We start from the raw sequence: 25563 nt of genomic DNA, 5'->3' as shown, positions 1-25563 counted from the left end.
TAGCTACTTTTTAGAACGAGCCAAACATCGTTCCTAAAATGATAATAACAACCACCGCAATAAGTGGGATTACTATAGTGACCATAGCAACGTTTAGATAAGATTGCTTATGCGTCAAACCACAAATCGCCAGCAAGGTAATGACCGCACCACTATGTGGCAAGGTGTCTAAACCGCCTGCTGCCATCACAGCGACTCGGTGCATCAGCTCTGGGTCAATGCCAGCAGCGACAGCCATTCTCAAATAGTCTTCGCCCAGCGTCGATAGAGCGATACTTAAGCCACCAGAAGATGACCCCGTAATACCAGCCAGCGTGGTCATAGCGACCGCCTCTGAGATAAGTGGGTTGCCAGGGGTTAGGTTTAAGATACTGTCACGAATAATAAGGAAACCTGCTAATGAGGCAATAACTGCGCCATAACCAACTTCCGAGGCCGTATTAAAAATTGGCAACATTGAGTCATAAGTTCCACGGTTAATGGTTTTTTGTAGATTGTTCCAATGTCCAATACGCAGCACAATGAGTACAGTACAAGCAACGACCAATGAGATGATAATTGACCATAACCCAAGTGAACCTGCGATATTTAAGTCCGGAAACTGGGCTTGTAAACCGCTAAAATCCATCGATGGAAAAATAAAGTAAGTTAATAAAGCGTTTAGTGCGATGACCAGCACCAGCGGGATCATAGCAACGGTAAAGGAACTGTGATGCGTGCTCGCCAAATTGGTTTCTACTGTTGCGCTACCAACACCACCCACATCACTTTCATCATGCTGACCATAGCCTTCACCTGCTGCAACGGCTTTTTTGGCTCTTGATTGTAACCACAACCAGCCACAAAAGAACATTATAAGACCGCCTACAATACCCAAAATAGGGGCAGCAAAAACGTTGGTATTGTAATAAGGGATGGGAATTGCATTTTGAATTGCTGGCGTGCCAGGCAATGCAGTCATAGTAAAGGTAAACGAACCTAGCGCAATTGCAGCTGGAATCAAGCGTTTAGGAATATCCGCAGCTTTAAACAAGTCTTTAGCGATCGGATAGATTGCAAATGCCACCACAAATAATGACACACCACCGTAGGTCAAAATAGCGCATACTAAAATAACGGCCAAAATAGCTTTGCTGGCACCGAGCTTTTCGACCACGGTTTTGGCAATCGCTGTTGCCGCACCTGAGTCTGCCATTAAGCGCCCAAATAGTGCCCCGAGTAGGAAGATAGGGAAAAACTTTAGCAAAAATCCACTTAATGCACCCATAAATACATCAGTATAGGCAGGAATGCTGCTTAAGAAATCACCTGAAAGTAATACAGCCAACATCGCCATAATCGGTGCCAAAATCAGCACGGAATAGCCGCGATAAGCAAAGAACATCAATAATAATAAAGTGATAATAATAGCAAATGTGCTAAACATGAAAGCCTCTCCTTAGCCGATGTTAAATAGCGAATAAATAACGTTTGCTACTACGTCATGTACAGGCGATAGTAATATCGCTATTATCAAATAGCCCAAACGTGAAATACCGCTCCCATTTCCTTATGGTTATTCTCTAGTCGCTGTGAGAATAATATGTTAAGTTAGCATAAGAATTTTAAATAAGATATATCGATACGCAGTGTATTGCTTTTAGAATAACTGTGTCTATTGGTTGGTAAGACGAGAGTTGCCATGATGTGAGTTGCATCATGCAGGAAAAATCATTAAATAAAATATAAAAAGTGACTTGCAAGGAGATAAGCATGAGTCAATCAAAAGTATATAGCAGCGCAGCAGAGGCGTTAAAAGGTATCGTTAGTGACGGTCAAACTCTCGCTATTGGAGGGTTCGGTTTGTGCGGTATTCCTGAAGCGCTGATTGAAGCATTACGTGATAGTAGGGTCAAGGAATTAACCTGTATCAGTAATAATGCCGGTGTCGATGATTTTGGTTTGGGCTTACTATTACAAACGCGCCAAATTAAAAAAATGATTTCATCGTACGTAGGTGAAAATAAAGAGTTTGAGCGTCAATACTTATCAGGCGAGCTAGAAGTTGAGCTAACGCCGCAAGGCACGTTAGCGGAAAAACTGCGTTCAGGCGGCGCTGGTATTCCAGCGTTTTATACCGCAACTGGCGTTGGCACACAAGTGGCTGAAGACAAGGAGACGCGCGAGTTTGATGGTCGTACCTATGTGCTTGAGCATACTTTGCGGGCAGATGTGGCACTAATTAAAGCACAAAAGGCTGACAAAGCCGGCAACTTAATTTTTAATAAAACAGCGCGTAACTTTAATCCAGATTGTGCGATGGCGGGTAAAGTTACGGTTGTCGAAGTTGAGGAAATCGTAGAGATTGGGCAGCTAAACCCCGATGAGATTCATCTGCCGGGTATTTTTGTCCAACGTATTGTCTTAAATAATAATCCCGAAAAACGTATTGAAAAAACTACTACCAAAGCAGCCACTACACGCGCTTAAATGAAAGATTATTTAATAGTTTTAATGAAAAAATAACAATAGGCTTTGTAAAAAATAAGGAAATTATCATGGCATGGACAAGAGAGCAGATGGCACAGCGTGCCGCTCAAGAATTAAAAGACGGCTATTATGTTAATTTAGGTATTGGTTTACCGACCCTAGTCGCCAACTATATCCCTGAGGGCGTCGATGTTTGGCTTCAGTCTGAAAACGGTTTACTCGGTATTGGCGAGTTTCCAACCGAAGAAAATGTCGATGCGGATTTAATCAATGCGGGCAAGCAAACCGTAACCACTGAACCCGGTGCCAGCTATTTTAGTAGTTCAGAGTCGTTTGCGATGATCCGCGGCGGTCATGTCAATCTTGCGATATTGGGCGCGATGGAAGTATCCGAAAAAGGCGATTTGGCCAACTGGATGATTCCGAAAAAAATGGTCAAAGGCATGGGCGGCGCGATGGATTTGGTGGCTGGCGTGCAGCGGGTGATTGTGCTGATGGAGCAAGTCAACAAACATGGCGAGCCAAAAATCCTTGCCGACTGTGAGCTGCCACTAACGGGTAAAGGGGTGGTCGACCGTATCATTACCGAGCTTGCCGTATTAGATGTCACTGACAACGGTCTAAAATTGGTTGAGCTGGCAGAAGGCGTAAGTTTTGAGGAGTTACAAGAAAAAACGCCAGTGAGCATTACTCAATAAGCCTGTTTAATAAACAAGCGGGTAATATAGGCATCCAAACAACCTATTTAATAATGGACTATAAAATATGGCGACCACATTACAACAAGATTTGACCGGCAAAGTGGCATTAGTCACTGGCGCTGCAAGCGGCATTGGCCGTGATATCGCTGAAACCTATGCTAAAGCAGGCGCTGCCGTTGGTATTGCTGATATTAATCTGGCAGCCGCACAGCAAACGGTCGATGCTATCGAATCCGCTGGCGGACGTGCGTTAGCGATCGCCATGGATGTGACCTCAGAGGGTGCCGTAAATTCTGGCGTACAGCAATTAGTGGATACCTTTGGTGGTATAGATATTCTTGTATCAAATGCGGGTATTCAAATCATTGACCCGATTCATAAAATGGCGTTTGCTGACTGGAAAAAAATGCTTGCTATTCATTTAGATGGGGCATTTTTAACCACTAAAGCGGCTGTGCAGCATATGTATAAGGCTGACAAAGGCGGTACAGTCATTTATATGGGCTCGGTGCACTCGCATGAAGCGTCATTATTTAAAGCACCGTATGTTACTGCCAAGCACGGACTACTTGGACTGTGCCGGGTGTTGGCAAAAGAAGGCGCTGAACATAATGTACGCGCACATGTCATTTGTCCCGGTTTTGTCAAAACACCATTAGTCGAGAAACAAATCCCGCAACAAGCGGTTGAAAAAGGCATCAGTGAAGAATCTGTGGTAAATGACATTATGTTGGTCAATACCGTTGATAAAGAATTTACCACGGTTGATGATATCGCTCAATTGGCATTATTCTTAGCGGCTTTTCCAAGCAATGTATTTACTGGGCAGTCTATCGTCGCCAGTCATGGTTGGTTTATGAATTAATAGTTTGGTCAATGGATAGATTTGCGGGCTGTTTGCTTGGTTTAAGCATCATTCGCTTGCTAATAAAACCTCAATCCTTTAGCATTTGATTTTATGTTAATTTGAGCCAATAATATTGGCTCTTTTTTATGAGCGCCTGTTGCCCTATTTTGCGCTGCACGGAGTAAAAGCGATGAATAATAAAGACTTGGCGTTGACCTATGCCGAAAAAATAAGCCGTGCTATCGAGCAGCAGCAGTATGAGCAAGCGATTGAAGAGATTCAAAACCTGCGTCCTATCGATATAGCTGATTTATTGGCATTAATTGAACCCAAACTCGCTTGGCAGCTCCTTGCGCATTTGCCCAATCGCTCGACGATATTTGCTTATTTAGACCCAGATAGTCAAGTGGCGCTCGCTTATGTCTTTCCGCGCGCTATTTTAGCCAAGATAGTCGGTGAGATGCCATCTGATGAACGGACTGATTTGTATAAGCGCTTAAGTCAAGACCAACGCGACGTGTTATTACCTGCCTTAGCGCAGGCGAAGCGTGAGGATATTCGCCGTCTATCGGCCTATGAAGAAGGCACAGCTGGTGCCTTGATGAGCTCTGATTATGCGACGTTAGGGGCTGAGATGACTGTCGCCGAAGCCTTGGACGCGCTACGTTTAGAAGCGCCCGATGCCGAAACTATTTATCATGCTTATGTGATTGATGACGCGCGTAAGCTCTTGGGCGTGGTGTCATTAAGGGTGCTTATTTTATCATCGCCTGAGCAGCTGATTAAAGACATCATGGTCAGCTCGGTCATCTCTTCTGATGTCAACGATGATCAAGAAGACGTTGCGAAAACTGTTGCCCGTTATGACTTAATCTCCCTACCCATTACTGATGCCAGTGGGGCGTTGGTTGGTATCGTCACTCATGATGACGCGATGGACGTGGCAAGTGATGAAGCCACGGATGACTTCCATAAGTCAGGCGGTGTCTCGACCATGGTTGGGCGCTTAAAAGACGTCAGTATTACTGTCCTTTACCGTAAGCGGGTTTTTTGGCTGGTGTTTTTAGTATTTGGCAACTTGCTGTCGGGGCTAAGTATTGCTAACTTCGAAGACGTCATTGCGGCAAACTTAGTATTGGTATTTTTCTTACCTTTACTGGTTGATAGTGGCGGTAACGCCGGCTCGCAATCAGCGACTTTAATGGTACGTGCTTTAGCGACGGGTGATGTGGTGATGCGTGATTGGTTTTCACTCCTTGGCCGCGAAGCCTTAGTTGCCCTGCTGCTCGGGGCGACGATGGCCGTTGCCATTGCCCTTATTGGCTATGTGCGCGGTGACGCGACCGTCTCTTTGGTTTTGGCACTAAGTATGCTGTGCGTTGTTATGATTGGTAGTGTCATTGGCATGAGTCTGCCTTTTATACTCAATAAACTCGGTTTTGACCCTGCAACCGCCAGTGCGCCTTTGATTACTTCAATCAGTGATGCCTCGGGTGTACTGATCTATTTATTCATCGCTTCTAAATTTTTACCGATTGGTTAGTTTGTTTAATAAACGGTCATTTACATAAGACCGCTTAAATAAAAAAATAACACCAATTTTGACCCTCATACCTACTGACAGTGTGGTTTTTTTATAGCGCCCATTGAGCTACACTGTATCTATATAAAAGCATTTGGCAAAAGTTTTATGGGCTAAAGTTTTAGCTAAGAGTTTTTTTAAACAATTTTAAACAGTTATTGTTTAAAAAGATTCATCGTTTTTGCCAAATTTAACCATCGATATAGGTAGTAGAGGTAGCTATGTTTAATTTTATAAAAAAAAGAGCATCTTCGAAATCCGAATCTCCGCAGCAACAAGCGGCTCGTGATAGCGCCGTTGATCAAGTGTTGCTCAATTACCATTTGGGTAATAACAGTCTTGCAACTATGGTCACAGGTCTAGAGCGCGATGGCGATGAGCTGACTTTGGATTTGCGTCTGCCGCAAGATAGCGACCCTGAGACCATTCAGCAAGAGCTTGGCAATCTACTGCATCCGCATGGCATCAGAGTGATTCATATGAATGTGCGCCTGCCAGCGCCTGCAAAAGGCGCGGGCTCAAGCCTACCGAAAGCCATGCCAAAAACCACTAACGCGATGGAAAAGCAGACCAAACCCTCTGCAAATACAAATAGCAGCAATCAGGCTGAACCGCCGATTACGAAAGCGGCGCCGACGCAAGCGTCCTTAACGGCGCATCCGCGTATCCGCCATATTATCGTCGTCGCTTCGGGTAAAGGCGGCGTTGGTAAATCAACCACTACCGTTAATATCGCCTTAGCATTACAGAAATTGGGCAATCGGGTTGGCGTGCTAGACGCTGATATTTATGGACCAAGTATGCCGACGATGCTGGGCGTGGACAAAGTCAAACCTGAGCTAGAAAACGAGCAATTTGTACCTATTGAAGCGCATGGTTTGGCAATGCTATCGATTGGTAGCTTGCTCGATGGTGATAATACACCTGTGGCGTGGCGCGGACCAAAAGCCACTGGCGCCTTAATGCAGCTGTATAACCAAACCAATTGGCCGCAGCTCGATTACTTAGTCATCGATATGCCGCCTGGTACTGGCGATATTCAGCTGACATTGGCGCAGCGCATTCCGGTAACGGGTGCGGTGATTGTGACGACGCCGCAGCATATCGCCTTACTTGATGCGCAAAAAGGCATCGAGATGTTTAATAAAACCAATATTCCAGTACTTGGCGTGGTTGAAAATATGGCGCTGCATACCTGTAGCAACTGTAACCATACTGAAGCGATTTTTGGTACGGGTGGCGGCGAAAAAATCGCTGAGCAATACCATGTGCCACTCTTGGGTCAGTTGCCACTTGCTAGCGGTATTCGCGCCCAAGTGGATAAAGGTGAGCCGAGCGTGTTGGCCGATGATGAATTTGCGCCGTATTATCTAAGTATTGCTAAAAATATCGAAGCCAATATCAATAAATTTGCCAAACCAGTTGATGATAAGCGGATTTTCTAATAGTTTTTAATGGCTTCTAAAGTTAGTAAAATAGCCTAAGCATATAAAGTCTTACAATCTAAATGACTTTGAATTTTAAAAAGGAAGTATCGTGAGTCTATCCATTTATCAACGTCATTTAGATACTATCCCCAAGCAATATCAGCTCCTAAAGCTATTTCGTCCGCCGATATACGTGATTGAGCTGTCGAATAATCAAGTAAGCGCGGTTTGCTACTATAAAGATGGCAGTGGCAAACGCTATCAGGTTAATGCAGATTTTAGCAATCGCCGAATGGTGATTGCTGATTTTTTACAAGCAGTACAAGCTATGACTGATTTATTGCTTAAGTTTTCTAGGCATCCGTTTGGCATAAGTTCTTTTGCAGTAGTCAATGTGACAGAAGAACTTATAGATGGTTTGACGATGATAGAGATTAAAGCTATTAGAGAAGCCGTTTGGGCTGCTTCAGGACAAGCGAAGAGAAGAATCGTCAGCAGCATGGTTAGCTACCAAGGACAGGTAGTCTCGTAATGAATTTTGGCTAGGATGCCTTAACCATGAAGCAAAATAATAATCATCAACCTATCGCTAATCACTTGAGAGTAGTTGAGATTGACCAGCTTATTCAAAACGGTCAACCTAACTTAGGCGTTTTTGCTAACGTTAAGCGCATCAACTATCTTGACTATCATAGTTATCTTATCTCGCAAAAAGCGCTGCCAAACTGGCGCAAAGCGCTTAAAGCCAACCAATTTTGTTTTATCCAAATTATCGAGCCGCCTTATCGAGTTTGCCTAGCACTGGCGACGATTAAGCTTGCGACCAGCGCCTTCGTTTATCTTTATCATGATGAAACTAGTGAGCTAGAAGTTTGCGAAGCCTTGCAACCTTTGCCGCGGCAGACCTTATTAGAAGGCGATTGCTATCAAGGTCAAATGGCGTTTACCCATGATAAGCTGACCGTAACATTGGATTTTACGCCTTCGCAGATTAACGTTGTGCTAGATAGTCAAAACCTTGCACTCAATGCAACCTTAGCAAGACAATCACAGCCACTAGCTATCTGTACACCAACGGGCAGACGCGGTTGGACCTTTACCCAAAAAGAGCCGCTGACAGCAATATCTGGACATCTACTTATTAAATCTCATTCAACATCTAATATTACTGTTCCTGATGCTAAAGCCAAGCAAATCGACTTTACTGACACGACTATTGCCAATCTAGATTGGACGCTTGGCTATATGCGCCACAAGACCAATTGGTTTTGGACTTGTATTAATAGCTACTTGCCAGACGGTCGTCATTTTACTCTTAACTTATCGATGGGTGTCAATGAAACCGGCGCCAGTGAAAACGCTTGCTGGCTTGATGGGCAGATAGTGTATTTGCCGCCTGTGATGTTTGTACGTCAAAATTTGGATGCAGCTGCGCAGCATACTTGGCGTATTTATCATCAAAATCTTGGCTGGAGCAAGGTTGATATTGATTTAACCTTTACGCCGATGACTGTCTATAAAAAGACCGATAACTTCGGTGTGCTCGCCAGTATCTTTGAGCAATGGCTTGGTTTGTATAGTGGTGAGATACGGCTAGTAGATGAGGTGATTAAGCTTGATAAGGTAATGGGCTTAGCGGAAGATCATTTTGCTAAATGGTAGCTTATGAGCGCTTATGATGCACTTATAAATAGCAGGTTTAACTTTAAAGTCGTTGCCGCTCTATAAATTGCGCCGTCAATTCCGTATAATCGTCGCTATCAAAATATCATTCATATCATCATCTCGATTTTATATTTGCTAAGGAACAACAATGTCTATCAAGTCTGACCGCTGGATTCGTAAAATGGCCGAAGAACATGGCATGATTGAACCATACGAGCCAGGTCAAGTACGTTTTAATGATGCCGGCGAGCGTTTGGTCAGTTATGGCACCTCAAGCTACGGTTATGATGTACGCTGTGCGCCTGAATTTAAAGTCTTTACCAACGTGCATTCAGTGATTGTAGACCCAAAAAACTTCGATGAAAAAAGCTTCATTGATGTCATCGGTGACGAGTGTATCATTCCGCCAAACTCTTTTGCTTTGGCGCGCACGATGGAGTATTTTCGTATTCCGCGTGATGTATTGACGATTTGTCTTGGTAAATCGACCTATGCACGCTGCGGTATCATCGTCAACGTCACACCACTTGAGCCTGAGTGGGAAGGGCATGTGACGTTGGAATTTAGTAATACCACCAACTTGCCTGCGCGTATTTATGCGGGCGAGGGCGTGGCACAGATGCTGTTTTTTCAAAGCGATGCGGACGACGTTTGTGAGACCAGTTATAAAGACCGCGGCGGTAAATACCAAGGTCAGCGCGGTGTGACACTGCCAAGAACTTAATACTCAAGCACTTAAACGCCAAGAGATTAAGTGTTTTTGAGCCTGTTAGCATTTTGGACTGACCATAAAAAAAGCCAGCATATGGAATATGACTGGCTTTTTTATGGCTAATTCTTTCGGCTATTTTAAAGTCGATTTTTTAACATAATTATTTTAAAACTTTTAACCCTGCTTTATTATCGCGCTTAGGTTTTGGGGCAGCAGTACTTTTCTTGGAGGTAGTCGCTGCGTCTTCTTCAGGGACATAATCATCGTATTCATTAGGGTCAAAAAACATCCCTTGCGAATTTTCTTTGGCATAAATCCCCATTACCGCCGTCAATGGTACCCAAATCTCTTGCGAGACACCGCCGAAGCGCGCACTAAAATGAATATAATCATTTTCCATGCTCATATTACCGGTCGCACGGCTAGCAATGTTGAGCACGATACGTCCGTCTTGGATATGCTCTTTAGGGACTTGGACATTGTCAGCAGTAGCATCTACCATCAGGTATGGGGTGAGCGCATTGTCCTCTATCCATTGATATAGCGCGCGCACCATATAGGGACGTGTTGGGGTAATAGAGGTGGTTTCTTCGCTCATTTTTTGGTTTCCTTATGCATTATTATTAAATACTGTCTCGTTTGCGATAAAGTCGTATTTATAGAAAAATCATTCACTATATCGCTATTCTATATCAGAGTCTATTTTAGGGGAGTCATCAGCGGTTGTCTAATTAACGTACGCTTTTTTGAAAGCTGTCACGTTCAAAGACCCGTTTTTGATAGTCAAATAGGGGGCGGCTGATAGCACGCGGTAGCTCAATGCCCATCTCTTCCAATCTCCATAACAAAGGCGCTAATAGCACGTCGCACCAACCAAACTCGTCGGCCATAAAATAAGGTTTATGAGCAAATAAAGGCGACAAAGTAATCAAGGAGTCGCTTAGCTGCTTTTTCGCCAAGGCTGCTTGCGCTTTGTTAAAACTGTCCGGATGCATCAGCAATCGTTTGCCGAGCACTAACCAATCATGTTGTATACGCCAAGCCAATTGACGAAACTGGGCGCGCTCTTGCGGCGTATCTGGCAATAGTTTATTGGCATGATAACGCTCCTCAAGGTATTCGAAGATAACGTTAATCTCATATAGCGCAATCTCACGCTGTTGCAAAACAGGCAAAGTGTGATAGGGGTTGAGCTCGGTCAAGTCTTCCGGACGCTCAGAATGCAGGCGTGATAAATAATAGGCAAGCTTTTTTTCTTCAAGCAATAGGCGGACCACATGGCTGTTGTAGCCATCGTCAGCGTATAAAATCAGCTGACTACTTGGAATGTCATTCGCATCAATCATGGAAGCCTAATGTATTAATAAAGCCTATTATCGTAAACAATGTCGCTGCGTTTATCAAGGTAGCGTACGTAAACATTGCATATAAGGCGATTTCTTAATAGAAGATTTTATAATTAATGGTCTAATTAGACATAAAAAAGCACTACCGAAGTAGTGCTTATTTTTTAGATTAACTTTGGATCTTTATTGCTTTATTATTTTACGTCTTTCCAGAATTCTTTATTCAATAAGTAAACTGGAATGAGTAGTACTAATAAGAATAAAATCACAAAGAAACCGATTACTTGGCGGTCATGACGTACTGGCTCTGCCATCCACGCCATAAAGTTAACCAAGTCACCAACTTCAGATTCAAACTCTTCTTCACTCAAGGTTTCTTGCATATTATGCAACACATGCGGCATAGCAGCGTTTGCAAGTACTAAGTTGTTCGAGCCCCAAGGACGGCTTGGATCTTCATAGAACGATAGAAGGTAAGTATAAACCCAGTCATCACCGCGTAGTCTTGTTTCAAGTGACAAGTCCGGAGGTGCCGCGCCAAACCATGATGCTTGAACATCAGGGTCGATTTCAGCATTGATATGGTCACCGATTTCATCGGTGGTGACCATCAAATACTTTTCAACCAGCTCAGGCGGTATCTCTAAGTCTTTAGCAATGCGCGAATGACGAACATATTTTGCTGAGTGACATCCAGCGCAGTAGTTCATAAAGATTTTCGCGCCGTTTTGTAGCGAACCCTTATTGGTAAAATCAATAGGAGCTGTACTACAAGCTAAGTGTTCAACCACACCATCAGCATTGGTAAAAGTACCACATCCACCACCTGATGCGCTTGCAGTGCCAGCAGTCAACGTCAACGTCAGCGCGGCGCCTAAGCCTAGACCAGCTAGGGATTTAATTAGCGTGCTCATTAGTGACCTCCGGTAACGCGTTCTGGTGGCTGTTTACACTTCTCAATAGCTGTGTAGAACGGCATCAATAAGAAAAACAAGAAATACAGAATAGTAAAGATACGTGCCAAAATTGTCGCTGTTGGCGTTGCAGGTGTCGCACCCAAGTAGCCTAATACCACAAAGCTGATAGCAAAGATAGTAAGGGCAATCTTAGACAAAATACCTTTATAACGTATCGAGCGTACAGGCGATCTATCAAGCCATGGGATTAAGAATAGGAAGGCAATCGCACCGCCCATTGCAATCACACCACCAAGCTTATTAGGAACCGCACGTAAGATGGCATAAAAAGGTGTGTAGTACCATACTGGTGCAATATGCGCAGGTGTTTTCAGTGAGTTTGCTGCTTCAAAGTTTGGTGGCTCAAGGAAGAAACCGCCGCCTTCTGGGAAGAAGAATACCACTGCAAAGAAACAGATAAAGAAGACCACAATACCAACCATGTCATGCACAGTATAGTACGGATGGAATTCGATACCGTCTAATGGTACGCCATTCTTATCTTTTAGCTTTTTAATATCAATGCCATCAGGATTGTTCGAACCAACGTGATGCAGCGCCACTAAATGCATAAACACTAAGCCGACAAGGACAAGTGGAATAGCAACAACGTGCAAAGCAAAGAAGCGGTTTAAGGTGATACCTGAGATGATATAGTCACCACGTACCCATTCAGCAAGACCATCGCCAATGACAGGTAGAGCTGCAGGTAAGTTTAGAATAACCTGAGCGCCCCAGAATGACATGTTGCCCCAAGGAAGTAGGTAACCGAAGAAACCTTCTGCCATCAATGCGAGGTAAATACCCATACCGATAAGCCAAATAAGCTCACGCGGTTTTTGGTATGAACCATATAGCAAGGCGCGGAACATATGCAGGTATACGACGACGAAGAACGCAGATGCGCCCGTCGAGTGCATATAACGGATGAGCCAGCCTCCTTTGACATCACGCATGATATATTCAACAGACGCAAATGCCCCTTCGGCACTTGGGTTGTACATCATTGTTAGCCAAATACCAGTCACTAGCTGGTTGACCAATACCACCATTGATAACACGCCAAAGAAGTACCAAAAGTTAAAGTTCTTTGGTGCATAGTACTTTGACATATGATATTCATAGGTTTCAGTCGCAGGAAAGCGCGCGTCTACCCAATGCATTAACTTTTTACCCATGCTCATATTAAGCCTCCCCAATCGTCAAGATAGTACCATCCATGCTGTACTCTGGGATTGGTAAGTTAAGCGGTGCAGGGACACCACTATAAACACGACCCGATAAGTCGTATTTAGAGCCATGACATGGGCAGAAAAATCCACCGTACCAGTCATTACCGCCTAAATCAGCTGCGCCCACATCAGGACGGTAGTTTGGTGCGCAGCCTAAATGTGTACAGACGCCTTCTACCACCAAGACTTCTGGTGATAAAGAGCGCTCAGGGTTTTTACAATATTCTGGTTGTAGCGACTCATCTGAATCAGGGTCTGACAGTAATGGCTTCACTGATTCTAAGGTGGTCAGCATCTCTTCAGTGCGCTTGACCACAAAGATAGGTTTGCCCCGATATTTGACGACAATCATCTGTCCTGCTTCGATAGAACCAATATCTTGGGTCACTGCAGCACCTGCAGCCTCGGCTTTTGCGCTCGGAGTCCAAGAACGGACAAAAGGTGTCGCCACAGCAGCTACCCCAGCTGCACCAATGACGGCAGTCGAGGCAATAAGAACTCTACGACGTTGTACGTTAACGCCTTCGGCATGGCTCATTAATACTTCCTCCAGGTGAATGAAATGGGATTATCCCACACTGGGTTTGTGGCTTAGAAAAATGACAATTATCAAGCCACGTTAGCTGTGCCTAATTTTGCTAATTGTTGCTATTCTAAGCTATTTCGGTCATAAAATAAATTATTGTGTTAAAAATAAAGCAGCCTTGAGAAAGCGTACTTCAGTGTTAAACAAGATAATTAGTCTAAAACTGCTTAATTATCAATATTTAACCTACCTTAAAGTACGCTTTTTTATCAACAAGACTATTATGAATAATGACCTTATAATTAATAAGGGTATTCAGCAATAGGGAATGATACTTGAAATCAAGACAATGTTCACTAACTTTCCGCACATTACACGGTTGTAAGTGGTCGTAAGCTATTTATAACCCTTAACTATGTCCAATATAAAGCATGCCTAATATAAAAGTTATAAGGTCATAAATGGCGATACATAGTATTAACTCTCAAGCGTATGCCAGCGCTCAAGCTTAGTCATCATCTCATCTTCGATGACTAATAAACGCTCACTGGCAGCCGTAGCGGCTTCCATATCTTTCGTAAACCATGAACCGTCAGCCAGCCTTTCTTCTAGCTCCGTTTGCTCAGCTTCTAACGCAGCAATTTCTTTTGGCAAATTATCGAGTTCGCGCTGTTCATTGTAGTTGAGCTTTTTGGCAGCGGTATTAGACTTTACCGTGACCGTAGTTTTATTGTTAGCTTTGCTAATAGCAGCATTATCGTTAGACGATTTAGCATTCTTAGCTTTCGCTTCTTCTTCACGGTTTTTTTGTATCAAGTATTCTTGATAGCCACCGACATATTCTTTGACGATGCCATTACCATTTTCATCCGTGTCAAATACCCAAGTAGAGGTAACGACGTTGTCCATAAATGAGCGGTCATGGCTAATCAGCAAGATAGTACCGTTGAAGCTGGCGACCGATTCTTCTAAAAGCTCCAGGGTGGCCATATCCAAGTCATTGGTTGGCTCATCGAGTACCAAAATATTGGCAGGCTTTAATAATTGCTTGGCAAGTAGTACGCGATTACGCTCACCACCTGATAAGGCTTTAACAGGCGTACGCGCACGCTCTGGGGCAAATAAGAAATCTTGCAAATAGCTCATGATATGCGTTTTGCGCCCGCCAACTTCTACGAAGTCAGAACCTTCTGAGACGTTTTGCGCCACGCTGGCTTCTAAATCCAACTGATCACGCAGCTGATCGAAAAAGGCAATTTGTAAATTGGTGCCAAGCTCGACCGTGCCTGTTTTGGTGACTTCATCATCAGACATATCGAGCAGGGCTTTAATCAGCGTGGTTTTACCCGCGCCGTTGGGACCGACGATACCAATTTTGTCACCGCGCATAATCATGGTACTAAAGTTATCGACCAAGACGTTGCCATCATATTCTAGATGCAGGTTCTTAACTTTACAAACTAGCTTGCCGCTTTTCTCGCCTTCACCCATAGTGATATTGACGTTACCGACTTGCTCGCGGCGGCCTTTGCGCTCTTCACGCAGGGCTTTTAGCTCGCGGACACGGCCTTCATTACGGGTACGGCGAGCCTTGATACCTTGGCGAATCCAAACTTCTTCTTGTGCCAATTTTTTATCAAAATTAGCGTTGTTCTTTTCTTCAGCGAGTAGCTGCTGCTCTTTTAATTCTTGATAACGCGCATAACCTTTAGCGCCTTGGGTCACGTCATAGCTGGTCAATTGTCCACGATCAAGCTCAACGATACGGGTGGCGAGCTTATTGACAAATGCTCTATCGTGCGTCACGAACAATAACGTCAGACCTTGCCAGTCGAGTAAAAAGCGCTCCAACCATTCGATGCTTTCAACGTCTAAATGGTTGGTTGGCTCATCGAGTAATAGCACATCAGGCTTAGTGACTAGTGCACGAGCAAGTAGCACACGGCGTTTACGACCGCCAGACAATGAAGACAGGTCAGCTTCAGGATCAAGTCCCATAGTCGTAATTAGACGGGTTGCATCACGCTCTAAATCCCAGCCATGTACTGCATCGATATCGTGTTGCAAGGTTGCCATATGCTCGCAAGCGTCCATATCGCCATTGGCACACATATCGACTTGCTTATTATAGTTAATCAGCAAATTGGCGGTGTGGCGGCTACCGCCCATCACGATGTCTAAGATACGTCCGCTGGTTTCAGGAACGTCTTGCTCTAACATCGCAACACGCATGCTGCTATTTTTGATAATCTCGCCGCTGTCAGGCTGCAATGACCCATTTATCAGTTTAAATAAAGTAGATTTGCCTTCGCCATTACGGCCAATCAAACAAACGCGCTCGCCTGCATTGATTGAAAAATCGATGCCATCGAGAATAGGAGCCACGCCAAATGCCAAGTGAATATCTTTTAAATGTATCAATGCCATAGAATATCTTAAGCTTATATAATAGTGAGGTAAGGGTTGTTGCAAAATTCCTAGCAGTATAACATGCTGCCACCTAACTGTAGTATGCGTAAATGCCTTTTTGACTTCCTCCCCTTCTTAAAAGCGAAGGGGATTCCTACTCAAGACGGCCAAGCCCGACCGCGAGTATGTTTTTTGCTCCATTAACGTCCCGTTGATGGGTCGTTTTACAAGAACGACAGAACCACACTCTTATACCAAGACCCGCTCTACCTTTCGGACTGTCTTGGCGTGAGCCGCAACACGAGCAGGTTTGGGTGCTGTACGCTTCATTCACTTCGATATAGTGGCAACCTGCATGCTTGCATTTGTAATCCAGTTGCCGCTTAATCTCAAACCAACCAGCGTCATAGACAGATTTGGCCAGTTTGCCCTTAGTGAATGATGTTGATTTTATTTTACCAACGACAATTAAGCTATTGGCTTTAACCAGTTTATTAGTAAATTTATGGGTTAAATCTTTTCGGGTATTTTTAATCTTGGCATGAATCGCCTTGACCCGCTTTTTATTCTTGGCCCTTTGAGCAATCGCCAGTTTTTCAGCGTATTGATGCGTGACTTTGGTTTGTAGTTGATCGCCATCACTACTGACTGCGGCATCTTTACAGCCCAAATCAATACCGACTTGACCACTACCACAAGCTGTTTTTGGAAATTCTTTAACGGTGATACAGGCATACCAGTGGCCGCGAGCATCTTGCACCAGCTCACAGGTGTTGATGTTGTATAGGGCTAGGTTATAGCCATCCCATAGGTCAATAGTGAGATTTTTACCCTTAGCGAGGCTTAGCTGAATGGTGGATTTAAGGCTTTTCTTGCCTGATTGATGGGTTGCTAGATATTTTATCGCGGTCTTTTTAAACGGTATCCAACCTAAGTTTCTACGTTTGGCTTTAGGATTGTTGGTACGCCAGTTGAGTTTGGCTTTTTTAAATTGTTTGCGAGATTTAGCGTGAACCTCACTAATAGCTTGTAAGGTCTGGCTGTGTAGATTTAGGTATTCACCAGCCCCTTTGGTGTAGGCTGCTAAATCGTAAGCTGTAAAGAATTTACCCGTGCGTTTGAGATGTTTGAAACTAAGCTCATTGACGTAATTCCAGACAAAATTAACCGACCCTGCTAAGATGTTTAGCTGATTGGTGTGTTTGTCTTTGATGCGTAGTTTGAGCGTTTTCATAGAGTAATTATGTTCTCAATGGGTTTGGTTAACAAGGTGGGTTCAATCTTAGGTGACAACGGTTGACGCCTGATATCCACGCCCTAGAAGTGACGTGGTTTTACGGGGCTTTTTGATAAACACTATTTTATAAAGTCTGTTTTAAATGGTTAGGTCTGAGATTTAATAAAGAAAATAACCATACTATCTATTATTGAGAACTACTATTGAGAAAAATATGAACCAACCAAATTCGATTGAAAAAGACGCGTCTAATCAACAAGCTCAGTTGTCAGATAGCCAAGCAGATTTACAAGCACAGGTCATTGAGTTGCAAATGAACCTCTCTCACCTTGAAGTTACTGTCGAGAGGCTTGATGAGGTTATTACGCGCCAAGATAGAGATATCCAAACCTTGCAGCGCCAACTACAGTTTATCTATAAGCAGGTGCAAAACCAAGATAGGGAGGGCGGTGTAGCGCCTTTTGATGTCATGGCAGATAGACCACCGCATTATTAGTAATAAGTTTTTTTAATTATGGATAACAAACAATTGCACAGCATTTATTATAAGTTTATATGCGAATTTTAGCATAAATATACGGTTTGCCGTCTATTCAGTCATATTGCAGAAATAATGTATTTTTCAGTTGTTTTCATGTAAAAAACACATTAGTATCCTTCACCTTAGATACTGTCTACCTAACAAAGTTCGGTGTAGCGGTAAAACAATGTGGATGTTTGGAGATACATAATGGGCGCATATTTCAATCTAAAGACTCTAACGGTAGCTTTGGCTGCTATTTCTGCAGCTAGTATCGCTAGTGCGGCAGGTCTTGATCGTTCAGGTCAAGATATCACCGCGTTTTTGCAAGATGGTACCTATGCCGAAACCGTTTATACCTATATCGATGCTGATGTTAGTGGTAAAGACTCTTCAGGTAATAAAATTGATGACATCGCAGAAGATTATGACTTTTTCCGTTATGGTGTAAAAACGGATATCAATGACACCTTTAGTATTGGTATCTTATATGATGAACCATTTGGTGCTGCAGCTGACTATCTTGGTAATAACGATTTCGTAGCTCAAGGCAATGTTGATAATTCTACGAAGTATTTAACACAAGGTAAATATACTTCTTTTAATGATCTAAACTCAGACTTTAATAGTGCTCGTAACAATGCAGTAGAAGAAGCTACCAAGGCACAAGGTTTTGCTCAGCAAGCAGGCTTAGCTCAGCAGCAGGGCAACCTTGTTGAAGCGGGTAGATTGGCTGCTTTGGCACAACATGCAAAAGAGAAAGCGACAGGCTATAAAACTGAAGCTGAACAACTTGGCGCACCCTTAAATGCTGTCAAATCTGAGCTAGACAGTAAAGGCGAGGGTACGAATGTCGAGGTACGCACTGAGAGTCTTACAGCAATATTAGGCGCAAAATTTGGTACTAACAAAGAATTCCAAGTGTATGGTGGTCCAGTCGCGCAGCAAGTACAGGCCGATGTCAAGCTTAGAGGACTGGCTTATGGTTTAGCGAACGGTTATACTGCTCATATTAGCTCTGATAAGGATATTGGTTGGTTAGCAGGTATTGCTTACAGCAAACCTGAAATTGCTTTAAAAGCTGCATTGACGTATCGTTCAGAAATTGACCATACCCTTCCTATATATGAACAATATCCAGTAGCAGGAATAAAAAAGGGTGGTGATATTGATATTACCACACCAAAATCTGTAAACTTTGATTTTCAGACTGGTATTAATCCAACAACTTTAGCTACAGCAAAAGTACGTTGGGTGCCCTGGGGAGGTTTTGCCATTGTTCCGCCTGTTTATAATGACGTAAGTAAAAACCTAACTAAAGATGATATAGGTTTGCCTTTAGTTAGTTACGATAAGGATCAATGGCAAGTAGAATTAGGCCTTGCAAAACGTCTAGCACCGAAGTTTGCGGTAAGCGGTACCGTTGGTTGGGATAGTGGCGCAGGCAACCCTGTTACTTCACTCGGTCCAATCGAAGGCTATTATAGCGTTGGTTTAGGTGGTAAATATGATATCACTGAAAACTGGGCAGTATCTGCTGGCGGTAAGTATTTATGGTTCGGTGATGCAGATGGCCAAATCCCAACCAAGCAAGTCGTCAGTAAGTTTGAAAACAATGACGGTTTTGCTCTTGGCGTAAAACTATCTTATCAAGCTAAACAGAACTTTAACTAAGAATTTATGTCTTTATTCTAACTAAAATTATTTTAGTCATATTAAAAACGATCCGTAATGGGTCGTTTTTTTTATGCTTTGGAAGTTCGAAAGCGTTCTCATCTGACAAAGTGGTTATAAGCAAGCATATACTTACCCCACTCTCAACTTCGAAAGTGATTGAAAAAAGAAGAGCACCTCACTAATCTATTGTTTTCGACCAAGAATACAATGGAGTTGTGAGATGCCCATAGACGAATTTATCATCAATATCTATTTAATGGTAGAGCAATATTACAAAATAGTCGTCACCAAACCCTTGCGAAGTGCAGGTTACGCGCCAAAGCTAAGTGATCCTGAGGTTATTTGCATGGAGATGGTCGGTGAATTTTTACACCTTGATCAAGAAAAACAAATTTGGCAATACTTTACCCAGCATTGGCAAGACTGGTTTCCAGCCATCGGCTCATACCCTAACTTCGCAAAGCACTGCGCCAATCTGTGGCAAGTCAAACAGCAGATACAAGATAACGTCAGTCAAATTGAAGGCCGTGACAACATTCATTTTATGGATGGCTTTTGGGTACCCGTCTGTCATTATGGACGCGCTTATCGGCATAAGAATTATCAAGACTTAGCAGCTTTTAGCTACTGTGCCGCTAAGCAAGAGAGATACTATGGCTTTGAAGGCCATTTGCTTGTTAACTTATCGGGCATGATTAAAGGCTTTACCTTTGCTCCTGCCAATGTTGATGAAAGAGCGGTTGCGCCTGATATTACTGACCATATTTATGGTTTGCTCGGTGCTGATAAAGGGTATATCAGCCCTAGTCTGACATCGTACTACAATGTTCAAGGCGTGGATTTACAAACGCCACTCAGAGCCAACATGAAAGAGGATAGACCCAAACCTGTGGTAAGGCGGCTAATGAAAGCCCGCCGTATCGTTGAAACAGTCATTGGTCAGCTATCAGAACGATTTAACATACAAAGAGTGAGAGCAAGAGATTTATGGCATTTGTCTCATCGATTGATTCGTAAAATCCTGTCACACAATCTGTGCTTTGTACTCAACAAAAAACTTGGTAATCCGCCTCTTCAGTTTGAATTGCTTATTTCAAGTTGAGAGTGGGGTATACTTATAAGGGATTAAACCTAATTCGTAAATTTTTTACTGACCTTTATTCGCTAAGTTTGGGCACGAATAACTGAACTAAAGAGTCACTATCTAGAAATAAAGTGTTTTAAGTATTGTTTTAGTGTTAAAAAATCATTACTATTCATTTAGGACGTCGTTTACATAATCTTATATTTTAAGCAACAATGCCGAATATTAGTTATGAAGATGATTTAACAACGAGGATGTTTGGAGATACCCAATGCGCGCTACTTTTCATTTAAAAACTCTAGCTGTAGCAATCGCTACCTTTTCTGTAGCTAGCATGACCAATGCTGCAGGTCTTGATCGATCAGGTCAAGATATAACTGCATTCTTACAAGATGGTACATACGCTGAAGCGGTCTATACCTATATCGATGCCGATGTTAGTGGTGTTGATAATAACGGTAATAAAACTGGTGATATCGCTGAATCTTATGACTTTTTCCGTTACGGGGTAAAAACAGATTTAAATGATAGATTCAGTGTTGGTGTTTTATACGATGAGCCTTTTGGAGCAGCGGCAAGCTACACAGGTGATAATAACTTTACTGGTGTAGCGAATGTTACAGGCGCTGGAGCTATTCAAACAGTGGCTAAAACCTCGGCCGAAAAAACTCAAAATAAAATTAATGCTCTTCAAGGACAGTTAGATAGTACGCAAGACCCAATTGCCAGTCTTATATATCAATCAGGAATCAATGCACTTGAACAGGCTGCTGTTGGATTTGATAGTCTTGAAGAAAGTCCTTCTATTGAAGCATATAACAACTTAATTCAAGCAACTCAGCAATCTATTGCTACTAGTGAGCAAACAATTCAGAATCTCGTAAATCTTGGGCTTTTAACTGGAGATAATCTTGCTGAAGCTCAAGCTTTATTAGAAAGTAACAAAGGGGATTTAGCACAGAGCGAAGCAGCGCGTGACGCAATACAGGACTTGTTAAACATTGACGAGTCCACTAATGTAGAAGTTCGCTCAAATACTCTATCATTAATTGGCGGTATGAAATTCGGTCCTGAAAATCAATTCCAAGTTTATGGCGGACCGGTTGCTCAGCGTTTACAAGCAGATGTAAAGTTAAGAGGTAATGCTTACAAAGGTGCAGCTGGCTATACTGCACATAGTGCGCCTAATCAGGATTATGGTTGGCTAGCAGGTGTATCTTACAGTAAGCCAGAAATTGCTTTAAAAGCAGCCTTGACATATCGTTCAGAAATTGATCACTCTATAGATATGTATGAAGATTTTCCAGCTCTTGCTATTCAAGGGCAGAGTCGTACCGGTGTAAGTAACTTCGAGGTAACTACACCCAAGTCAGTTAACTTCGATTTCCAAACTGGTGTAAACCCGACAACATTAGCTACGGCGAAAATACGCTGGGTACCATGGAGTGATTTCTCAATTAGCCCAACTAAGTATACTCAAGCTTCAAAACTACCGTTAGTTGACTATAGTGATGATCAGTGGCAAGTAGAGCTTGGGTTAGGTAAACGTATAGCTCCAAAGTTTGCGGTTTCAGGTTCCATAGGTTGGGATAGTGGTGCTGGTGATCCAACAACATCACTGGGTCCTATTGAAGGGTATTATAGTGTCGGTCTAGGTGCTAAATATGATGTGACTGAGAATTGGGCAGTATCAGCAGGTGGTAAATACCTATGGTTCGGTGATGCTGAAGGGGCGCTGCCAGATCGCAGTATTGTCTCTAATTTCGAAGACAATGACGGCTTTATCTTAGGCGCTAAGTTATCTTATCAAGCCAAATAGAGATTTAATTTAACCCGTTAATTCATTAATAAAAGAGCGACCCATGATGGGCCGCTCTTTTTATTGATTAAATTTAGATATACCTAAAAGTTATAAATAAAAGCTATTACGTTGATTTTCGAATGATATTTGTATGAAGCCTTGTTACTTAACCCCAGTTCGGGATAAGCCACATTGTAACTTATTGATACTATTTACAATGTGGCTACCTGTCCCTGCTGAGGCATGTTTTTGATGGTGGGTTTATAGGGAAACCAGCAATAAGCAATCAAACCTGACAGCAAGTTTGTGATAAACCCCGTGACACTACGATGGCGTGAGTGTTCGATTTGGCACAAGTTTTTAAGCTCTCCAAACACCGTTTCAATCAAAGAGCGATGATTGAGTAGTGCCTCATCTATAGGCTCAAGCAATTGGAGTTTCATATTACGCCGAAGTTTGGTGATCAACATGGTATCACTGTGTTTTGTGAGCCACTCGTTTAGTGCTTTACTGATATAGCCTCTATCCCCAAACACCTTGCCAAACACAGACGTTGCCATATCCTTAACAGGCACTCTGTCATCGATATTACCCGCAGTGACTTTAACAGATAAAAGCTCGCCCTTATGATTGATAATGGCGTGCAGCTTAAAGCCATAGAACCAGCCCATGCTGCTTTTGCCTCGGGTTGCCATTCTTTCAAAGACTTTATGACGGTAGATACGCTTGTTATGACAAACTGCTATCTTGGTTGAATCAATATAGCTGATACCTGTACAGTCGCCCATCATGCTTTGCAAGTAGGCACATAATGGCATGATACTGCGTGGTATCAGCTCTATAAACCGTGAATAACAGGGCAAGTTTGGAAACTCCCGCTTCATCATGCCAAGCATGTGATGGTAGTAAAAAGACTTAAACTGTCGATACCGCAGTTGATGAAACAGTACCAAGATGGTCATCATCTCTGATACACTTATCTTGCATGCTCTTAGCCGTTGACGGCCCGTTGCGATTAAGTGAGCCTCAAACTCAGGTTTGAATTGCTGATAAAAGTCGTCAATATGGCAGTATAGTTCGGTTAGGTTGTCCATGTAAGAAGTCCTTTTTGCTTAAGTGGTCTTGGTAAACTCACTTTAGCAACTTCGGACTTCTTTTTTTATCTTTTTTTTGAGCGCTTATCCCGAATTGGGGGTTACTTACTGTATAAGTTAAACAAAATCTATAAAAGCTTCTCCAATGAAGTTGTGTCTACTTTAAATTAAAGGTGAACAACTACCAGATTGTGAGGTGTAGAGGAGCGCTTACTCCCGCTTTTTTTACTACGCTAATTGAGGGTATATTGTTGATTAGTATTGAAAGAATATTATAGTATTTGATTAGGAAATAAAAAACCTCGCTAATTATAGCGAGGTTTTTCCATCATACAATAATGGATAAAAAATACTTATTTATTAAGGTTCATTTCCATCTCTTTATACTTCGCAGATACTGACGGTCTTGGACCACCAGTCATGATACTGACAGCAAAGATAGCGATGGTACTCAAGATAAAGCCTGGAACGATAGCGTATAACCAACTGTTTAGTGCCACTCCATTCATCTCGAACGGGCCATAGACCCACAGGATAACGGTCAATGCACCAACCACCATACCGGCGACCGCGCCATTGCGGTTCATGCCGCGCCATGTCAGACTAAAAATAACCAAAGGTCCAAATGCCGCACCAAACCCTGCCCAAGCATTAGAAACTAAGTTCAATACCGAGCTTTCTGGATTAGACGCCAGCAAAATAGCGACAACGGCCACCACAATAACTGAGATACGTCCGACCAATACTTGACGCGCTTCTGGAGCGTCTCTATCAAAGAAAAGCTTATATACGTCTTTGGTCAATGAGCTTGATACCACGAGTAGTTGTGATGATATGGTACTCATAATTGCGGCTAAAATGGCCGCTAATAAGAAACCTGAAACAAGTGGGTGGAACAAAAATTGCGTGAATACCAAAAAGATGGTTTCAGGGTCATCTAGCGTCATCGCCGTTTTTTGCACATAGGCGCGGCCCGCGATACCCGTAACACAAGCACCGATCAGGCTGATAATCATCCAGCTCATACCGATATTACGTGCTGTTGGCACATCTTTCACTGAACGAATCGCCATAAAACGTACGATAATATGCGGCTGACCAAAATAACCAAGGCCCCAAGCGAGTAAGGAGATAATACCTAAAGCTGTCATGCCACTCGTGATATCGAGCATGCTTGGATCGATGGCTCTGATAGCATTGGTCGTTGCGCTTACGCCACCAAGGTCAGTCAAAGCAACGATAGGGACAATCACCATGGCAAAGAGCATGATAATACCTTGCACAAAGTCGGTCATTGATACGGCTAGGAAACCACCAAATAGCGTGTAAGCGACGACGACGCCAGCGGTCACCCACAGACCTGTACTGTAAGAAAGGTTGAGCGAGCTTTCAAAGAGCTTACCGCCACCGACCAAACTTGCGGCGGTATAGACGGTAAAGAATAAGATAATAACCACGGCTGAGATAACCCGCAGTAAATGCGATTTGTCCTCAAAGCGGTTGGCAAAATAATCGGGTAGAGTGATGGCGTTGTCAGCGACTTCAGTATAAACGCGAAGACGCGGTGCCACGATAATGTAGTTTAAAAAAGCACCCAAGGTCAAACCGATGGCAATCCAAGCGCTGACCACACCGTCAGCATACATGGCACCTGGTAGACCAAGGAGTAACCAACCTGACATATCTGATGCACCTGCTGATAAAGCGGTCACGGCAGGGCCTAGGCTACGACCACCGAGCATATAGCCTTCAGTATCATTGGCTTGCTTAAAATAAGCATACACGCCAATCCCAATCATGACTAAGAAATAGGCGCCAAGTGATATCAGCACGCCACTAGAAACTCCGTTCATATAAACTATCCTTAACCAACATAGTTGGCTGTCATTATTTTTAACGAGAAAAATTGAGTCTTACAAGACGCTGCTTAAAAACTCTATCTCAACGTATTTCAAGATAAAAAATCTAAAGACGAAAAAAGCCATTAAGTAGGACATAATGGCTTTTATTCAAAATCTGCTGTTAGTTTTATATGATTGGTGTGGTTATGGGTTGATACCTACAAAGTTGTGATGAAATGCAAACGGCAAACTTGTGTCGCAATCTTATCTTCTCACTCGCATCAAATCATCATTTATAAACATCAGCCGCTTATATAACCAATCATTTAAAACCATCAAACCTACTGCTTACTATCATATATTACTAGAAGTCTTCAATATATGATTATCAGTGAGGTTAAGGTAAAATTATGTTATCTAAACAACGTCAGACGTAT

Annotated in this window: 21 protein-coding genes and 1 pseudogene; 12 read left to right on the top strand and 10 right to left on the bottom strand. The window is 42.9% G+C overall.

Annotated features, from left to right (window positions below):
* Window positions 1-10 precede the first annotated feature (10 nt).
* Window positions 11-1426, bottom strand: coding sequence for a GntP family permease (locus AB8P72_RS08720; protein ID WP_193029988.1), 1416 nt, complete (start codon window positions 1424-1426; stop codon window positions 11-13).
* Between the two features lie 326 nt (window positions 1427-1752).
* Here AB8P72_RS08720 and AB8P72_RS08715 point away from each other — a divergent pair, with 326 nt between their 5' ends.
* From AB8P72_RS08715 to dcd, 8 genes are all read left to right on the top strand, one after another.
* Complete coding sequence (locus AB8P72_RS08715) at window positions 1753-2469, top strand: CoA transferase subunit A (protein WP_193029987.1); 717 nt, start codon at window positions 1753-1755, stop codon at window positions 2467-2469.
* 68 nt (window positions 2470-2537) lie between these two features.
* Entirely contained in the window at window positions 2538-3167 is a 630-nt protein-coding gene (locus tag AB8P72_RS08710; protein ID WP_193029986.1) for a CoA transferase subunit B, read from the top strand.
* 67 nt (window positions 3168-3234) lie between these two features.
* The gene (locus tag AB8P72_RS08705; RefSeq protein WP_198328682.1) at window positions 3235-4035 is read left to right on the top strand and encodes a 3-hydroxybutyrate dehydrogenase; all 801 of its coding nucleotides are present in this window, start codon (window positions 3235-3237) and stop codon (window positions 4033-4035) included.
* A gap of 172 nt (window positions 4036-4207) precedes the next feature.
* The gene (mgtE, locus tag AB8P72_RS08700; protein WP_198328681.1) at window positions 4208-5560 is read left to right on the top strand and encodes a magnesium transporter; all 1353 of its coding nucleotides are present in this window, start codon (window positions 4208-4210) and stop codon (window positions 5558-5560) included.
* Between the two features lie 260 nt (window positions 5561-5820).
* The gene (gene apbC / locus AB8P72_RS08695; protein WP_068404422.1) at window positions 5821-7044 is read left to right on the top strand and encodes an iron-sulfur cluster carrier protein ApbC; all 1224 of its coding nucleotides are present in this window, start codon (window positions 5821-5823) and stop codon (window positions 7042-7044) included.
* Window positions 7045-7135: 91 nt separating this feature from the next.
* Window positions 7136-7558, top strand: coding sequence for a hypothetical protein (locus AB8P72_RS08690; protein WP_306495179.1), 423 nt, complete (start codon window positions 7136-7138; stop codon window positions 7556-7558).
* Between the two features lie 26 nt (window positions 7559-7584).
* Window positions 7585-8688, top strand: coding sequence for a DUF2804 domain-containing protein (locus AB8P72_RS08685; protein WP_369957619.1), 1104 nt, complete (start codon window positions 7585-7587; stop codon window positions 8686-8688).
* A gap of 151 nt (window positions 8689-8839) precedes the next feature.
* Window positions 8840-9415 carry a dCTP deaminase gene (gene dcd, locus AB8P72_RS08680; RefSeq protein ID WP_102076576.1) on the top strand — a complete coding sequence of 192 codons (576 nt, stop codon included), beginning with the start codon at window positions 8840-8842 and terminating at the stop codon, window positions 9413-9415.
* 148 nt (window positions 9416-9563) lie between these two features.
* Here dcd and AB8P72_RS08675 read toward each other — a convergent pair whose 3' ends face one another.
* From AB8P72_RS08675 to AB8P72_RS08645, 7 genes and pseudogenes are all read right to left on the bottom strand, one after another.
* Window positions 9564-10001: a ClpXP protease specificity-enhancing factor gene (locus tag AB8P72_RS08675; protein WP_068404415.1), complete on the bottom strand. Its 438-nt coding sequence runs from the start codon at window positions 9999-10001 to the stop codon at window positions 9564-9566.
* 133 nt (window positions 10002-10134) lie between these two features.
* On the bottom strand, window positions 10135-10749 hold the full coding sequence (locus tag AB8P72_RS08670) for a glutathione S-transferase N-terminal domain-containing protein (protein WP_068404413.1): 615 nt from the start codon (window positions 10747-10749) through the stop codon (window positions 10135-10137).
* Window positions 10750-10943: 194 nt separating this feature from the next.
* Window positions 10944-11663: a cytochrome c1 gene (locus AB8P72_RS08665; RefSeq protein WP_369957618.1), complete on the bottom strand. Its 720-nt coding sequence runs from the start codon at window positions 11661-11663 to the stop codon at window positions 10944-10946.
* Window positions 11663-12883: a cytochrome bc complex cytochrome b subunit gene (locus AB8P72_RS08660; protein ID WP_369811263.1), complete on the bottom strand. Its 1221-nt coding sequence runs from the start codon at window positions 12881-12883 to the stop codon at window positions 11663-11665. The genes AB8P72_RS08665 and AB8P72_RS08660 overlap by 1 nt, the downstream gene beginning before the upstream one ends.
* A 7-nt stretch (window positions 12884-12890) precedes the next feature.
* Window positions 12891-13475, bottom strand: a complete 585-nt coding sequence (petA, locus tag AB8P72_RS08655; protein WP_068404407.1) for a ubiquinol-cytochrome c reductase iron-sulfur subunit — start codon at window positions 13473-13475, stop codon at window positions 12891-12893.
* A 465-nt stretch (window positions 13476-13940) separates the two neighbouring features.
* Window positions 13941-15890 carry an ATP-binding cassette domain-containing protein gene (locus tag AB8P72_RS08650; RefSeq protein ID WP_193029980.1) on the bottom strand — a complete coding sequence of 650 codons (1950 nt, stop codon included), beginning with the start codon at window positions 15888-15890 and terminating at the stop codon, window positions 13941-13943.
* A gap of 50 nt (window positions 15891-15940) precedes the next feature.
* A pseudogene (locus tag AB8P72_RS08645) lies at window positions 15941-17106 on the bottom strand (RNA-guided endonuclease InsQ/TnpB family protein).
* Between the two features lie 217 nt (window positions 17107-17323).
* Between AB8P72_RS08645 and AB8P72_RS08640 the strand changes: the two are divergent.
* From AB8P72_RS08640 to AB8P72_RS08625, 4 genes are all read left to right on the top strand, one after another.
* Window positions 17324-17605, top strand: coding sequence for a SlyX family protein (locus AB8P72_RS08640; protein WP_193029978.1), 282 nt, complete (start codon window positions 17324-17326; stop codon window positions 17603-17605).
* Between the two features lie 234 nt (window positions 17606-17839).
* Window positions 17840-19303 (top strand): hypothetical protein, encoded by a 1464-nt coding sequence (locus AB8P72_RS08635; RefSeq protein ID WP_369957617.1) that lies wholly within the window; start codon window positions 17840-17842, stop codon window positions 19301-19303.
* A gap of 223 nt (window positions 19304-19526) precedes the next feature.
* Window positions 19527-20408: an IS982 family transposase gene (locus AB8P72_RS08630; protein ID WP_369957616.1), complete on the top strand. Its 882-nt coding sequence runs from the start codon at window positions 19527-19529 to the stop codon at window positions 20406-20408.
* A 253-nt stretch (window positions 20409-20661) separates the two neighbouring features.
* Window positions 20662-22209 carry an outer membrane protein transport protein gene (locus AB8P72_RS08625; RefSeq protein ID WP_193030434.1) on the top strand — a complete coding sequence of 516 codons (1548 nt, stop codon included), beginning with the start codon at window positions 20662-20664 and terminating at the stop codon, window positions 22207-22209.
* A 194-nt stretch (window positions 22210-22403) separates the two neighbouring features.
* Here the strand turns inward: AB8P72_RS08625 and AB8P72_RS08620 are convergent, their stop codons facing one another.
* Both AB8P72_RS08620 and putP read right to left on the bottom strand, forming a co-directional pair.
* Window positions 22404-23285 carry an IS982 family transposase gene (locus AB8P72_RS08620; RefSeq protein WP_369957615.1) on the bottom strand — a complete coding sequence of 294 codons (882 nt, stop codon included), beginning with the start codon at window positions 23283-23285 and terminating at the stop codon, window positions 22404-22406.
* Between the two features lie 353 nt (window positions 23286-23638).
* Window positions 23639-25138, bottom strand: coding sequence for a sodium/proline symporter PutP (putP, locus tag AB8P72_RS08615; protein ID WP_191692492.1), 1500 nt, complete (start codon window positions 25136-25138; stop codon window positions 23639-23641).
* Window positions 25139-25563: the final 425 nt, after the last annotated feature.

Origin of the sequence: Psychrobacter sp. CLB018 (assembly GCF_041222815.1) — a bacterium.
In the GTDB taxonomy this organism is placed as follows: domain Bacteria; phylum Pseudomonadota; class Gammaproteobacteria; order Pseudomonadales; family Moraxellaceae; genus Psychrobacter; species Psychrobacter faecalis.
Note: the sequence above shows the minus strand (reverse complement) of the source record. Positions and strands in the feature narration are given on the sequence as shown.